Origin of the sequence: Streptomyces sp. NPDC048664 (assembly GCF_040650555.1) — a bacterium.
Lineage (GTDB): Bacteria > Actinomycetota > Actinomycetes > Streptomycetales > Streptomycetaceae > Streptomyces.
This window is the reverse complement of sequence record NZ_JBEZHK010000021.1, coordinates 73,874-87,805: the sequence shown is the minus strand read 5'-3', so window position 1 is coordinate 87,805 and position 13,932 is coordinate 73,874. Positions and strand designations below refer to the sequence as shown.

At 71.9% G+C, this 13,932-nt stretch carries 12 protein-coding genes and 1 other RNA gene; 1 reads left to right on the top strand and 12 read right to left on the bottom strand.

The annotated features are described in order from the left end of the window. Positions 1 to 182: 182 nt before the first annotated feature. Both AB0C59_RS22640 and AB0C59_RS22635 read right to left on the bottom strand, forming a co-directional pair. Positions 183 to 473: a DUF3039 domain-containing protein gene (locus AB0C59_RS22640; RefSeq protein ID WP_363007279.1), complete on the bottom strand. Its 291-nt coding sequence runs from the start codon at positions 471 to 473 to the stop codon at positions 183 to 185. Between the two features lie 31 nt (positions 474 to 504). After that, the gene (locus tag AB0C59_RS22635; protein ID WP_363007277.1) at positions 505 to 1,074 is read right to left on the bottom strand and encodes a YqgE/AlgH family protein; all 570 of its coding nucleotides are present in this window, start codon (positions 1,072 to 1,074) and stop codon (positions 505 to 507) included. A 256-nt stretch (positions 1,075 to 1,330) separates the two neighbouring features. On the opposite strand from AB0C59_RS22635, the gene murA reads away from it, so the two are divergent. Further along, on the top strand, positions 1,331 to 2,671 hold the full coding sequence (gene murA, locus AB0C59_RS22630; RefSeq protein WP_363007275.1) for a UDP-N-acetylglucosamine 1-carboxyvinyltransferase: 1,341 nt from the start codon (positions 1,331 to 1,333) through the stop codon (positions 2,669 to 2,671). A gap of 105 nt (positions 2,672 to 2,776) precedes the next feature. Here murA and AB0C59_RS22625 read toward each other — a convergent pair whose 3' ends face one another. From AB0C59_RS22625 to AB0C59_RS22580, 10 genes are all read right to left on the bottom strand, one after another. Beyond that, positions 2,777 to 3,058: an HU family DNA-binding protein gene (locus AB0C59_RS22625; RefSeq protein WP_007382399.1), complete on the bottom strand. Its 282-nt coding sequence runs from the start codon at positions 3,056 to 3,058 to the stop codon at positions 2,777 to 2,779. Between the two features lie 441 nt (positions 3,059 to 3,499). Then, the gene (locus AB0C59_RS22620) at positions 3,500 to 4,918 is read right to left on the bottom strand and encodes an NAD-dependent malic enzyme (RefSeq protein ID WP_363007273.1); all 1,419 of its coding nucleotides are present in this window, start codon (positions 4,916 to 4,918) and stop codon (positions 3,500 to 3,502) included. A 329-nt stretch (positions 4,919 to 5,247) separates the two neighbouring features. Beyond that, positions 5,248 to 7,557, bottom strand: a complete 2,310-nt coding sequence (locus AB0C59_RS22615) for a UvrD-helicase domain-containing protein (protein WP_363007271.1) — start codon at positions 7,555 to 7,557, stop codon at positions 5,248 to 5,250. Between the two features lie 162 nt (positions 7,558 to 7,719). After that, on the bottom strand, positions 7,720 to 8,541 hold the full coding sequence (locus AB0C59_RS22610) for a zf-HC2 domain-containing protein (RefSeq protein ID WP_363007269.1): 822 nt from the start codon (positions 8,539 to 8,541) through the stop codon (positions 7,720 to 7,722). Continuing rightward, complete coding sequence (locus tag AB0C59_RS22605) at positions 8,538 to 9,071, bottom strand: sigma-70 family RNA polymerase sigma factor (protein ID WP_363007267.1); 534 nt, start codon at positions 9,069 to 9,071, stop codon at positions 8,538 to 8,540. The genes AB0C59_RS22610 and AB0C59_RS22605 overlap by 4 nt, the downstream gene beginning before the upstream one ends. 439 nt (positions 9,072 to 9,510) lie before the next feature. After that, the gene (locus AB0C59_RS22600) at positions 9,511 to 10,110 is read right to left on the bottom strand and encodes a CGNR zinc finger domain-containing protein (RefSeq protein WP_363007265.1); all 600 of its coding nucleotides are present in this window, start codon (positions 10,108 to 10,110) and stop codon (positions 9,511 to 9,513) included. Positions 10,111 to 10,256: 146 nt separating this feature from the next. Then, on the bottom strand, positions 10,257 to 11,432 hold the full coding sequence (locus tag AB0C59_RS22595; RefSeq protein ID WP_363007263.1) for a uroporphyrinogen-III synthase: 1,176 nt from the start codon (positions 11,430 to 11,432) through the stop codon (positions 10,257 to 10,259). A gap of 197 nt (positions 11,433 to 11,629) precedes the next feature. After that, positions 11,630 to 11,998: a transfer-messenger RNA gene (gene ssrA, locus AB0C59_RS22590) on the bottom strand. A gap of 133 nt (positions 11,999 to 12,131) precedes the next feature. After that, positions 12,132 to 12,611 (bottom strand): SsrA-binding protein SmpB, encoded by a 480-nt coding sequence (gene smpB / locus AB0C59_RS22585; protein WP_363007261.1) that lies wholly within the window; start codon positions 12,609 to 12,611, stop codon positions 12,132 to 12,134. A gap of 86 nt (positions 12,612 to 12,697) precedes the next feature. Next, positions 12,698 to 13,870, bottom strand: a complete 1,173-nt coding sequence (locus AB0C59_RS22580) for a S41 family peptidase (RefSeq protein ID WP_363007259.1) — start codon at positions 13,868 to 13,870, stop codon at positions 12,698 to 12,700. Positions 13,871 to 13,932 lie beyond the last annotated feature (62 nt).

Below are 13,932 nucleotides of genomic sequence, written 5' to 3'. Positions count from 1 at the left end.
GTCCGAGTCGGTCCGGGCCCGCGTGACCTCCCGTCACCCCGGCGCGCGGACCGGCCCCACGCGCGCGCCGGTGCGATGCGACTTCGGTCACACCCGGGGAACGCGGAAGCCCCCGGGAGCCGGCACGGCGTCTCCCGGGGGCCCTGCGGTCGAAGGCCGCGGTGGGCGCGGGGCCCTGCGGGCTACTTGCCGCCGCCGTCCTTGCCGCCCTTGCCGTCGCCGCCGCTCTCCATGGACTCGTAGATCTCCTTGCACATGGGGCAGACGGGGTACTTCTTCGGGTCACGGCCCGGCACCCACACCTTGCCGCACAGCGCCACGACGGGCGTGCCGTCCAGGGCGCTCGCCATGATCTTGTCCTTCTGGACGTAGTGCGAGAAGCGCTCGTGGTCACCATCGCCGTGCGACACCTGCGGTGTCGGCTCCACGAGGGTCCCCGTACCAGTTCCGCGCTCGGGCTCAAGAGTGCTCATACGGTCAAGGGTACTGAAAGCCCCAGGCGCCTCAGTTGAGCGTGGGATCGTCCGGGTAGGTGGCCACCATGGCCAGCTCGCTGCGCTGGCGCCGCAGCACCTCGCGCCACAGCCGCTCCGGTTCCGGGGACGAGACGTCGCCGGGCTCCGACTCGACGACGTACCACGCGCCGTCCACCAGCTCGTCCTCCAGCTGACCCGGCCCCCAGCCGGCGTATCCGGCGAAGATGCGCAGCGAGCCGAGGGCCTGCGCCAGCAGTTCCGGCGGTGCCTCCAGGTCGACCAGGCCGATCGCCCCGTGCACCCGCCGCCAGCCGAGCGGGGCGCGCTCCCCGGAGCCGCCGGGGATCACCGCGACACCCAGCGCCGAGTCCAAGGAGACCGGGCCGCCCTGGAAGACGACCCCGGGCTCCCCCGCGAGTTCCGCCCAGCCCTCCAGGATGTCGCCCACGCCCACGGGGGTGGGGCGGTTGAGGACCACACCGAGCGAGCCCTCCTCGTCGTGGTCGAGGAGGAGCACCACGGCACGGTCGAAGTTCGGGTCCGCCAGGGCGGGAGTGGCCACGAGCAGCCGTCCTGTGAGCGAGGACACCTCGGTCATGGCAGACATGATCCCGCATCGCGCCCCTCGGCGGGAGGCGATGCGGGTACGCGGGTGAACGCACGGCGCGGCTCACCGGTGCGGGGCGGGCGCGCGCGGGGCCATGATCCGTAACCCCTTGCGTCCGGGTATGCACGGTTCGTGTTGTGGCCGATCCATGACCTGTCCGAGAACCGCTCGGGCTTCCTGAAGGGGGGTGCACGGCCATTACGCTTACGTCTTCGGCCCTAGCCCAACTCCACGGAACGCGAGATTCATGACCGTCAACGACGATGTCCTCCTTGTCCACGGCGGAACCCCGCTGCAGGGCGAGATCCGTGTCCGCGGTGCGAAGAACCTCGTGCCGAAGGCCATGGTCGCCGCCCTGCTGGGCAGTGCGCCCAGCAGACTGCGCAACGTGCCCGACATCCGCGACGTGCGCGTGGTGCGCGGGCTGCTCCAGCTGCACGGAGTGACGGTCCGTCCGGGTGAGGAGCCGGGCGAGCTGGTGCTCGACCCGACCTATGTCGAGAGCGCGAACGTCGCCGACATCGATGCCCACGCGGGCTCGTCGCGCATCCCGATCCTGTTCTGCGGGCCGCTGCTGCACCGCCTGGGCCACGCGTTCATCCCGGGGCTGGGCGGCTGCGACATCGGCGGCCGTCCCATCGACTTCCACTTCGACGTGCTGCGCCAGTTCGGCGCGGTCATCGAGAAGCGCGCGGACGGCCAGTACCTGGAGGCACCCAAGGGCCTGCGTGGTACGAAGATCCGACTGCCGTACCCGTCCGTCGGCGCGACCGAGCAGGTGCTGCTGACCGCGGTGCTCGCCGAGGGCGTCACCGAGCTGTCCAACGCGGCGGTCGAACCCGAGATCGAGGACCTCATCTGCGTGCTGCAGAAGATGGGCGCGATCATCGCGATGGACACCGACCGCACGATCCGCATCACGGGCGTGGAGAGCCTCGGCGGCTACACCCACCGCGCCCTGTCGGACCGTCTGGAGGCGGCGTCCTGGGCGTCGGCGGCGCTGGCGACCGAGGGCGACGTCTACGTCCGCGGCGCGCAGCAGCGCTCGATGATGACGTTCCTGAACACCTACCGGAAGGTGGGCGGTGCCTTCGAGATCGACGACGAGGGCATCCGCTTCTGGCACCCGGGCGGCCAGCTGAAGTCCATCGCGCTGGAGACGGACGTGCACCCCGGCTTCCAGACGGACTGGCAGCAGCCGCTGGTGGTCGCGCTGACGCAGGCCACGGGCCTGTCGATCGTCCACGAGACGGTCTACGAGTCCCGGCTGGGCTTCACCTCCGCGCTGAACCAGATGGGCGCGCACATCCAGCTCTACCGCGAGTGCCTCGGCAGCTCCGACTGCCGCTTCGGAGCGCGCAACTTCCTGCACTCGGCGGTGGTTTCGGGCCCGACCAAGCTCCAGGGCGCCGATCTGGTCATCCCCGACCTGCGCGGCGGCTTCTCGTACCTGATCGCGGCCCTCGCCGCCCAGGGCACCTCCCGGGTGCACGGCATCGACCTGATCAACCGCGGCTACGAGAACTTCATGGACAAGCTCATGGAGCTGGGCGCGAAGGTGGAACTGCCGGGCAAGTCGCTGAGCTGACGGCGGGCGCGCCGCCGGCCGAGCGGCCCGGCGGCGTCCGGACATGGAAGAAGGGGCGGTCACCCGGTGTCGGGTGACCGCCCCTTCTCGGGCCTTACGGCAACGTCACTTGCCCTTTGCGGCTTCCTTGAGCTTGGAGCCCGCGGAGACCTTCACGCTGTAGCCGGCCGGGATCTGGATCGGGTCGCCGGTCTGCGGGTTGCGGGCGGTGCGAGCGGCACGGTGGGTGCGCTCGAAGGTCAGGAAGCCGGGGATGGTGACCTTCTCGTCGCCCTTGGCGACGATCTCGCCGACCGTCTCGGCGAACGCGGCCAGCACGGCGTCGGCGTCCTTGCGGGTCACCTCGGCGCGGTCGGCCAGCGCGGCCACCAGCTCACTGCGGTTCATGTTGTTACTCCCGTGTTCTTCTTGCCGTTGAGGCGTGCCACGCGGCGGGGCCGCATGATGGGCACGTCGAAGCCGATGCTGCCAGGGCCTTCTGTGAGTCCCCGGACCCGGGTCCGTCGTCAGACCCTCGCGCCCGAAGACGCATCCTGCCCCCACCTGCGGCGGGAAAGCCAATCCGGCACCCGTAGGAGTCGTGAGAACACCCGTGGGAGTCACACGAAGAGCGCCACCGCCCCGCCGCGGTGACGCCCCACGGCGGGTCCCGGGCCGCTCCCACGACGGATCGCGGGTGTCGCAGGTCCCCAAGAGCCTGAGCCTGGCCGCCACCCTAGAGGGCGAGCAGGGGGCCCGGGTTCCACGACGCGCCGGTTTGACGGCCACCGTGGCAATGGTCACAAGCCGTACACAACCGGGCCCTGACGGCCCGTACGGCGCCGGGGGCTACCGGTTCTCGGCCGGCGTCGGCCTGGCCGCCTCGCGCACGGCGTCGGCGACCGCGCCCGCGACCTTCTCGTTGAACACGCTCGGGATGATGTAGTTCGGGTTCAGCTCACCCTCGGTGACCACGTCCGCGAGGGCGGTCGCGGCGGCCAGCATCATGTCGGTGTTGACCGTGCGGGACTGCGCGTCCAGCAGGCCGCGGAACACGCCGGGGAACACCAGGACGTTGTTGATCTGGTTCGGGAAGTCGGAGCGCCCGGTGGCCACCACGGCGGCCGTCTGGCGGGCGATCCCGGGCTCGACCTCGGGGTCGGGATTCGCGAGTGCGAACACGATCGCGCCGTCGGCCATGGCCGCCACGTCGTTCCCGTCGAGCACGTTCGGAGCGGAGACGCCGATGAACACGTCGGCGCCGTGGACGGCCTCCTTGAGGGTTCCTGTGAGGCCCTCGGGGTTGGTGTTGTCGGCGATCCAGCGCAGCGGGGAGTCCGCGGCGGCGTCCACCAGGTCCTCGCGCCCGGCGTGCACGACGCCGTGGATGTCGGCGACGACGGCGTTCTTGACGCCCGCCGCGAGCAGCAGCTTGAGGATCGCGGTGCCCGCGGCGCCGGCGCCCGACATCACGACGCGCACGTCCTCGATCGCCTTGCCGACCACGCGCAACGCGTTGGTGAGGGCGGCCAGGACGACGATCGCGGTGCCGTGCTGGTCGTCGTGGAAGACGGGGATGTCCAGGGCCTCGCGCAGCCGGGCCTCGATCTCGAAGCAGCGGGGCGCGGAGATGTCCTCCAGGTTGATGCCCGCGAACCCGGGGGCGATGGCCTTGACGATCTCGACGATCGCGTCCGGGTCCTGGGTGTCGAGGCAGAGCGGCCAGGCGTCGATGCCGGCGAACCGCTTGAAGAGGGCCGCCTTGCCCTCCATGACGGGCAGCGCGGCCTTCGGCCCGATGTTGCCGAGGCCCAGCACCGCCGAACCGTCCGTCACAACCGCAACGGAGTTGCGCTTGATGGTGAGGCGGCGCGCGTCCTCCGGGTTCTCCGCGATGGCCATGCACACGCGGGCCACGCCCGGCGTGTAGATCATGGAGAGGTCGTCACGGTTGCGGATGGGGTGCTTCGACGCCATCTCGATCTTGCCGCCGAGGTGCATGAGGAACGTACGGTCGGAGACCTTGCCCAGGGTCACGCCCTCGATGCCGCGCAGCTTCTCCACGATCTCCTGCGCGTGGGAGGTGGAGGTGGCGGCGATGGTGACGTCGATACGGAGCTTCTCGTGGCCGGACGCCGTGACGTCGAGGCCGGTCACCGAGCCTCCGGAGGACTCGACCGCCGTGGTGAGCTGGGAGACCGCGGTTCCGCTCGCGGGCACCTCCAGCCGGACCGTCATCGAGTAGGAGACGCTGGGCGCCGTTGCCATGGCCGACTTCCTCTGCTTTTCCGTGTCACTTGTCTCAGTCGCGTCCATCTGTCGCGAATCTGCTGTCTGATCGTCGCACCTACTGGCGAGTACACGAAAAAGAGGGGCCCGGCCTCGTGCGCGCCGCCGGCACGAAAAAAGGGGCCCGCGTCCGTGTGGACGCGGGCCCCTTCTCCGTTCAGTGACACCGACCCGCCATGCTCGCCTCGCGGCAAGTGGTCGCTCGTAGCGACGAAGGTTGGGCCCGGGGGCTTGGATCGAGCCGGTGTCACGTACAGGCTAACAAACGGAGCGCCTAAGGCCATTCCCGCGGCGCGAAGTTCGTCCCGTCAGTCGCGCAGCAGATCCGGCACCCCGGCGGCGTCCGGTTCGTCCCGCCCGCCCGAGACCACCGTGAGCTGCTGCGTCGCCCGGGTGAGGGCCACGTACAGCACCCGCAGACCGGCGGGGCTCTCGTCGGCGATCTCCGCGGGCGAGACGACCACCGTCGCGTCGTACTCCAGCCCCTTGGCCTCCAGGCTGCCGAGCGCGACCACCCGGTCACCGAGCCCGTCGACCCAGCGGGCCGCCTCCTCGCGCCGGTTCATCGCGACGACGACGCCCACCGTGCCGTCGACCATGCCGAGCAGCCGCTCCGCCTCCGCGCGCACCGTCTCGGCCTGCGAGGTGCCCACGACGGCGAACCGCGGCTCGACACCCGTGGACCGGACGGCCGAGGGCGCCGTCGAGCCGGGCATCGCGAGGGCGAGCACCTTCGCGGCCAGGTCCGCGATCTCCGAGGGGTTGCGGTAGTTGACGGTCAGGGTGAACCGGCGGCGCGGACGGGTGCCGAGGGCCTCGTCCCGCGCCCCGGCCGCCTCGTCCGGATCGGACCACGAGGACTGGGCGGGGTCGCCGACCACCGTCCAGGTCGCGTGCCGGCCGCGCCGCCCGACCATCCGCCACTGCATGGGGGTGAGGTCCTGCGCCTCGTCCACGATCACGTGCGCGTACTCGGTGCGCTCCTGGGCGAGCCGCTCGGCCCGCTCCCACTGCGACTCCTCGCGCACGGGCATGAGTTCCTCCAGCCCGGTCAGCTGGTCCAGCGGGTCCGCCTCGCGCTTCTTCCGCGGGCGGGGGGGAGCGCCGAGGACGGCCTGGAGCTCGTCCAGCATCGCCACGTCGTGCACGCTCAGCCCGGCCCGCTTGAGCGAGCGCGCGACCTTGCGCACCTCGCCGGGGTTGAGGACCCGGCGCGCCCAGCGGCCGAGCCGCCGCTCGTCGGCCATCTGCTCCAGCACGCCGGCCGGGGTGAGCTCGGGCCACCAGGCGTCCAGGAAGGCGATGAAGGGGTCCTCGGTGGAGACGTCCTCGTCGAAGGAGGAGCGCAGTTCGGCGGCCAGCTCGGGGTCGGAGTGTCTGCCCGCCGCGCCCGAACGCGCCCAGAGGGCGTCGAGGAGCAGCTTGCGGGCGCGCGGGCGCAGCAGGTTCACCGGGGCGGTGCCGCCGAGCGCGGTCTGCCGGATGCGCTCCAGTTCACCGGCCTCCAGTTCGACGCGCCGGCCGAAGGCGACGACGCGCAGCTGGGCCGGAGCGCCGTTGGACTCCAGCGCCCCGCGCGCGGCCTTCCGGAGCACCTTGAGCATGCGGTACGACCCCTTGACACGGGCCGTGGCCGGGGAGTCGTACAGGGTGGCCTCGGCGCCGTCGACCAGGGAGCCGATGGCGCGGATGGCGACCTGGCCCTCCTCGCCGAGGGACGGAAGGACGCCCTCGGTGTACGCGACGAGCAGCGGGGTGGGCGACACGATCAGGATGCCGCCCGCGTAGCGGCGCCGGTCCTGGTAGAGCAGATAGGCGGCGCGGTGCAGGGCCACGGCCGTCTTGCCCGTGCCGGGGCCGCCCTCCACATAGGTCACCGAGGCGGCGGGAGCGCGGATGACCATGTCCTGCTCGGCCTGGATCGAGGCCACGATGTCGCGCATCGAGTGGGTGCGGGCCTGGCTGAGGGCGGCCATCAGGGCGCCGTCGCCGATCACGGGCAGTTCACGGCCGCCCAGGGTGGCGCGCAGTTCGGGGCGCATCAGGTCGTCCTCGACGCCGAGCACCCTGCGGCCCTTGGAGCGGATGACCCGGCGGCGTACCACCCGCCCGGGGTCGACCGGCGTGGAGCGGTAGAAGGGGGCGGCGGCCGGGGCCCGCCAGTCGATGACCAGCGGCGCGAAGTCCGCGTCGAGGACTCCCATCCGGCCGATGTGCAGGGTCTCGGCGATGTCGGCCGTGTTGTCGGGCCGCACCGCGCCCTCCGCCGGCTCGATCGCGGTGTAGGCGCCGTCCGGGCCCTTCTTGCCGTCCTTGCCCGGCAGCAGGTCGATACGGCCGAAGAGGAAGTCCTCGTACTCGTTGTTGAGCCGGTTGAGGTGGACGCCGGCCCGGTAGACCTGGGCGTCCCGCTCGGCCAGGGCGCCGGGGGTGCCGACGTGGCCTCGCTGGGCGGCGTCGTTCATCAGGAACTCCGCCTCGTGGATCTTCTCCTCGAGCCGGAGGTAGACCCGGTCCAGGTGTTCCTGTTCGACACCGATCTCCCGATCGCGGACCGTGTCGTGCGCGGACTCACCGGCCGGGCCGAGCGCGGAATCCTGTTGAACCTGAGCGGCCACCGGGCCCCCTTCTGACGTGCTGGGCAGCCGTCTACCGTACGCGAACAGAGCCCCGGGAGGCTACGGCCCGCTCCGTGCCGTCACACGCGTCGGCCCGCGACGTGCCGCCTGGTACGTCGCGGGTGGTGCTCGGCCGGCTGCCGGTCGGGGGCGCGGGCGCGCCTACACGTCCACCTCCACCAGCCGCTTGCCGTCGAACGTCATGACCTCGAAGTGGTCGATCTCGTTCGGGGTGAAGGCGGCTCCGCCGTGCACGTACAGCGGGTTCTTGGCCTCCTCCGTCTTGGCGTTCGGGATGCCGTAGCCCCACTTCGGGACGGCCCAGGAGGTGACCGTCTCGCGCTCGCCGTTCTTGCCGACGGCGATCAGGGAGCACTTCAGCGGGCCCATGACGTTCTTGACCTGGACGACGGCGTGGGTGCCCCAGTCCCTGGGTTCCATCGCGACCACGGCGTTGACCTTGGTGGTCGGGTCGGTCGCCGCGTGCTTGTCGGTCATCACCTGGAACGCCTGCTGGGCGGGGCCCATGGCCATCGGGTCCACCGGGCCGCTGTCGCCGCCGCCGTTCACCGCCATGACGGTGAGCGGGCCGCCGATGATCAGCGCGGCCGCCGCGGCGACGAGGTAGAAGCCGCGCCGGCGCTTCTGGGCGCGCCGCTCGGACACCTCGTCGACCAGTCGTTCGACCAGCCGTGGGCTGGGTTTCGCGGACAGGGATTCGCCGATGGCCTGGCTGCCCTGGTTGCCCGGCAGGTCCGCGAGCGCGGCCAGCATCGGTTCCATGCCCGCCAGCTCGTCCAGTTGCTGGGCGCACCAGTCGCAGGTGGCGAGGTGGGCCTCGAAGGCCGTCGCCTCGGCGTCGTCCAGGATGCCGAGGGCGTAGGCGCCCACGGTCTCGTGGATGTCGCCCTGCCCCTCGGGGCCCTGGGCACCTCTCACGGCCCCGGGACCGCCATTGCCGAATCCCCCGTACAGATCGCTCATGCCGTCACCCCCCGCTCCTCCAGTGCCAGCTTCATGGACCGCAGGGCGTAGAACACCCTGGAGCGCACCGTTCCGCTGGGGATGCCGAGCGTTTCGGCCGCCTCGTTGACGGTACGCCCTTTGAAGTACGTTTCGACCAGGACCTCCCTGTGTGCCGGGGTCAGGTCGTCCAACGCGTCCGACAGTGTCATCAGCCACAACGCCTTGTCGATCTCGTCCTCCGCGGGGATGACCTCCAGCGGCGACGGGTCCACCTCCTGCGGCCGGGCCTGCCGGCTGCGGTGACCGTCGATGACGATGCGCCGGGCGACCGTCACCAGCCAGGGGCGTACCGAACCGGTCGCTCGATTGAGCTGGCCGGCGTTCTTCCAGGCACGGATGAGTGTTTCCTGCACGACGTCCTCGGCGCGCTGCCGGTCTCCGGCGACCAGGCGCAGCACATAGGCGAGCAGGGGTCCCGCGTGTTCCCGGTACAGGGCGCGCATCAGCTCCTCGTCGGGCTCCGTCGAGGAGGACGGGGACGAGGTCATGCGATGTCGGGCCCTTGGCCTTCGTTCATCAGCCACGGCGGAATCCTTGCGCACGCCTACCTCCGGTGTCCGGGGGTTCCCCCAGTCGGTCGCTCGTATCCGGGTACGCGTGCGAACGCCCAAGTGTTCAAAGCGGAGCCACGATTTTCTCGGGAAAGGTGTGGAACGGCCCGCCGCCGGGCACTCATATCTGCCCCAACGGGACATTCGAGGGTCGAGGCGCGGAGACCCAGGTCACAGTCGCTCGATCCTTCACTTCTGGAATCAGGTTGATCGCTGTGTGAAAATCTGTCCGCACTTCGATGGAGAAGCCGTTAAGGCAAGGGAAGTTACCGTTCAGTTTCGGCCACTCTTTGACACGACTCGTCAGGAGTCGACCCTTTTCCCGCAAGATCTGATCACCCGCCGGACCTTCACAAAAGCCCTGGTGGGAGCGGCACTACGCCCGGGGCAGTGCGGCCCGGCGCCGGTGCCGCGCCACCCGCTCCCGGTTGCCGCACACCTCGCTGGAGCACCACCGCCGACGCCGCCCCCGGGACGTGTCCAGGTACACGAGCGGGCAGTTGTCGCCCTCGCACCGCCGCAGACGGGCCCGCGTCCCGGGATCCGTGAGCAGCTCGATCGCCTCACGGGCCACCACGGACAGCAGTTCCCCGCGCTCCGGAAACGCCCGCAGCCGCCGCACGAGGAGGCCGTCCTCCGCGGGGACCGCGCACGGCGCCGGCGGGGCCTGCCCGGCCGCGGCGTTGAGCCGCGCCAACGCCGCGGGCGCCGCCCCGTCGGCGGGCCGGCCGTCCAGCACGCCGCGTATCAACGTCCCCAGATCCAGGCGCAGTTCCCTGAACTCCTCGAGCCAGGCCGCGTCCACCCCCGCGAGCGGGGTGCCCGGGGGCACCAGGGCGGCGCCGGTGATCCAGGTGCGCAGCCGCTCCACCGAGTCGAGCCGTTCCTCGGGGTGCGTCGTCGCCAGCAGGTCCAGGCAGATCCGCCCGGAGTCGAACCGCAGCTCGCAGGAGGCCGTGGCCGCGTCGGTCGCCATCTGCCTGTCACCGCCTTGGAGTCGCCGCCTCGGCGGGCGGCCGGTGGATCCGCGCAAGGGTGCTCTGGGGCTCGCAGGGGTTCGTACCCCCGTTCGCCCTACCCTGCACATCCGCGCCCGCCACGGGAAGCCCCCGGGCGCGCCCGTCACCGGTGGGCCGGGTCCAGGGCGAGGCGGTATCCGCGTTTGACCACCGTCCGGATCAGCCGGGGCGAGCCCAGCGCGGTGCGCAGCCGGGCCACGGCCGTCTCCACCGCGTGCTCGTCCCGTCCGGCGCCCGGCAGCGCCCGCAGCAGTTCGGCGCGGGCGACCACCCGTCCGGGGTGCCGGGACAGCGCGCGCAGCAGGGCCATCCCCGCGGGCGGCACCGGGCGCAGCACCCCGTCCACCAGCACGGCGTGGCCGCGGATCTCCACGTCGTGCCCGGCCACGGTCAACGCGGTCGCCCGGCCGGGCAGTTCGCGGCACAGCAGGTCGGCCAGCGCCGCGGACGCCGCCTGGTGCGGCCCCCGCCCTCCGGGCCGCACGTGCTCGGGGTGGACGGTGTCGACGCCCTGGGTCCGCAGCGGCGCCGCCGTCACCGGGTCGGCGCAGGCGGCGAGCACGCCGTGGCGCAGGGCGGCCAGCAGGTCGGGCAGCAGCCCGCGCTCCCGGGCGCGGGAGAGCACGGAAGCGGCGGCGGGCGCGCCGGCGAAGGCGAGCGCGTCCAGGCCCTGGGTGAGGGCGGCGTCGACGAGCCGGTCCAGCGGCCGGGTGTCCCGCGGCGGCGTCCACCGGTGCACCGGCACCCCGATCACCCGGGCGCCCCGTTCCCGTAGGGCCTCCACCAGGTCGGGCTGCGGCTCGCCGTACGACTGGACGGCGACGCGGCGCCCTCGGACGTCCTCGGCCGGCAGTCGTGCCAGGACGTCGGCCAGGGACTCGGCGGGCGGCTTCGCCCCGGTCGCCCCGTCCTCCCGCAGCCCGGCGTCCCGCACCGCGTCCTCGGCCTCGGGTCCGCACGCCAGCAACCGCGCCTGCCGCAGCCGGCCGAGCAGTTCGGCTCCGCTCCCCCAGCCCTCGGCGGCCTCGACCCAGTCACGGAATCCGGTCGCCGCGGTCGTGACGACGATGTCGGGGGCCTGGGCGATCAGCTGCTCGGTGGTGGCGCGCAGTGCGGCGTCGTCGGCGGGCGGCACGATCGGCGGGGCGGGGGCGTGCAGCACCACCACTCCGTGCCGCCGCAGCGGGGCGCACAGCTCATCGGCCCGCTCCGCGGCCGTCACGCCCACGGTGAACCCGGCGAGGGGTTCGTGCGGTGGTCGCTGCCGGTCGTCGTCCATGGCTCTCGTCCCGCACTCGGTTCGACCCGCGTCGATCGCCCGCGGCACACGCGGCGCCGCGGCTCCGTGCCCGTCGATCCTGCCGACGGCGCGTGACGGGACCGGTTCGGTGCCATGTCACCGGTGTTACCGATCCGCGCACGAAACGACGAAGGCGACGTGCCCCCGCGGTTCGCGGGCGTACGTCGCCTTCGTCGTCGTGGAGATGGCGGGAATCGAACCCGCGTCCAACGGTGCGGAATCAGGGCTTCTCCGTGTGCAGTTCGCTGCGCTTTTCTCAGCCCCGGAGATCACGCGAACAAGTCTCCGACGGGCTCAGTCACTGTTTGGTTTCCCTCTTCACCCCGTGACCGGGATCAAGGTTTAGTCCCCTAGCTGATGCCAGGATCCGGGTCGGGAACAGCCCCGGGCTGACACTTCGCAAGTCGCTACTTAGGCAGCGAGGGCGAAGGAATCGCGCTTGGTGTTGGCGATTATTGGTTTCGGCCTGTGGTTTACGAGATCATGGCCGCTTCCTCGACACGCTTCCCCTGCTTCGACATCCGCTGTCGAAACCGATCATCCCCATGTGGTGTTTTCAATGCCCGGCCCCTCCGGGGAGGGACCCGCACCCTCGATGAGGTGCGATGCCATCCTACGTGACCGACGCGGGCGGGTGCCAGCGTATTCCGCCGTACGGCCGCCGCGCCCGCGGCGCGGTCAGGCGCGCTGCTTGCGGCGCACCGCGGAGATCGCCCGGTCCGTCTCGCGGCGGTCCTGCTTCTCACGCAGCGTCTGCCGCTTGTCGTACTCCTTCTTGCCCTTCGCCAGCGCGATCTCGACCTTGGCCCGGCCGTCCTTGAAGTACAGGGCGAGGGGCACGATCGTGTGGCCGGTCTCCTGCGACTTCGACTCCAGCTTGTCGATCTCCGTGCGGTGCAGGAGCAGCTTCCGCTTGCGGCGGGCGCTGTGGTTGGTCCAGGTGCCCTGCACGTACTCCGGCACATGCACGTTGTGCAGCCACGCCTCGTGGCCGTCCAGCTGCACGAAGCCGTCGACCAGCGAGGCCCGCCCCAGGCGCAGGGACTTCACCTCGGTCCCCATGAGGACGAGACCGGCCTCGTAGGTGTCGAGGATGTGGTAGTCGTGCCGCGCCTTCTTGTTCTGCGCGATCAGCTTGCGCCCAGTTTCCTTAGCCATAGTGCGGCCCATTTTCGCACTACGGGACGGCGTCGAGGGAAGTGGATTACCGGGAGTCCGGGCGTGTCACCCACGGTGCCCGGGAGTCACTGGGCGTCGCCCAGGCCGCTGAGCACCGTCTCGGCCCGCTCCAGCGCGTGGTCGCCGTCGCCGACCTCCAGGTCGGGGCTGATGCCGCGGCCGTCGACGCCGCGGCCCGACGGGGTGCGGTAGTGCCCGACGGTCAGCTCCGCCACGGAGCCGTCGGGCAGCCGGCTCGGCATCTGGACCGAGCCCTTGCCGAAGGTGCGGGTGCCGGCCACGACGGCCCGGCCCCGGTCCTGGAGGGCTCCGGTGAGCAGTTCGGCCGCGCTCATCGTCCCGCCGTCCACCAGGGCGACCAGGGGCCGGGTGGTGTCACCGCCGGGTTCGGCGCGCAGCACGCGCTGGTCCCCCCGGACGTCGTAGGTCGCCACGAGGCCGCCGTCGAGGAAGGCCGACGCGGCCGTGACCGCCTCGGTGACCAGCCCGCCGGAGTTGTCGCGCAGATCGAGGACGATCCCCGCGCCCCGGGGCGCGGCGTCCACGGCACGGCGTACGGCGTCGCCGGAGCCCTTGGTGAAGGCGGCGACCCTGATCACGACGGCGCGGCCGGTGAGCCGTCGCACGGTGACCGAGTCGGTGGACAGCCGGGCCCGGTGCACCACCCGGCTCCAGGTGCGCGCACCGCGCTGGAGGCCGAGCCGGACCGCGGTGCCGGCCGGTGCGTCGTCGGCGTCGCCGCGCAGTAAGGAGACGACCTCGGTGACCGGCCTTCCGTCGACGTCCTCGCCGTCGACGCTGCGCAGGCGGTCGCCGGTGCGCACCCCCGCCGCCGCGGCGGGCGAGCCGGGCTGCACCCGGGTCACCTCGATCCGGCCGTCGCTCTCGCGCCGGGCGGACAGTCCGACCCCGGTGTACCGGCCGTCCAGGGCCTCCTCGAACTCCTCGAACTCGCCCTGGGAGTAGACCGCGCTCCAGCGGTCCCCGCTGCGGCTGACCGCCCGTTCGGCGGCCTCCATGGGGGACTTGCCGTCCGCCATCGCCTTGGCCGCGGCCTCCGTGACCTCCTCGCCCGGCGGCTTCGGACGTGTCGTCGGCGTCGCGGCCGGGGAGACGGGGGCGGCCCCGTCGAAGGAGCCGGTCGCGGCACCGGCGACGAGGACGCTCGTGAAGAGCAACGTCAGCACCGCCCCGTGGCGGAGGCGACGAGGCTGACCGAACGATTCACGGCCTGACATGCCGGTGAGTCTAGGACAACGCATAAGGGGCGCACGGGCAGTTGCCCGCACGCCCCCCTTGG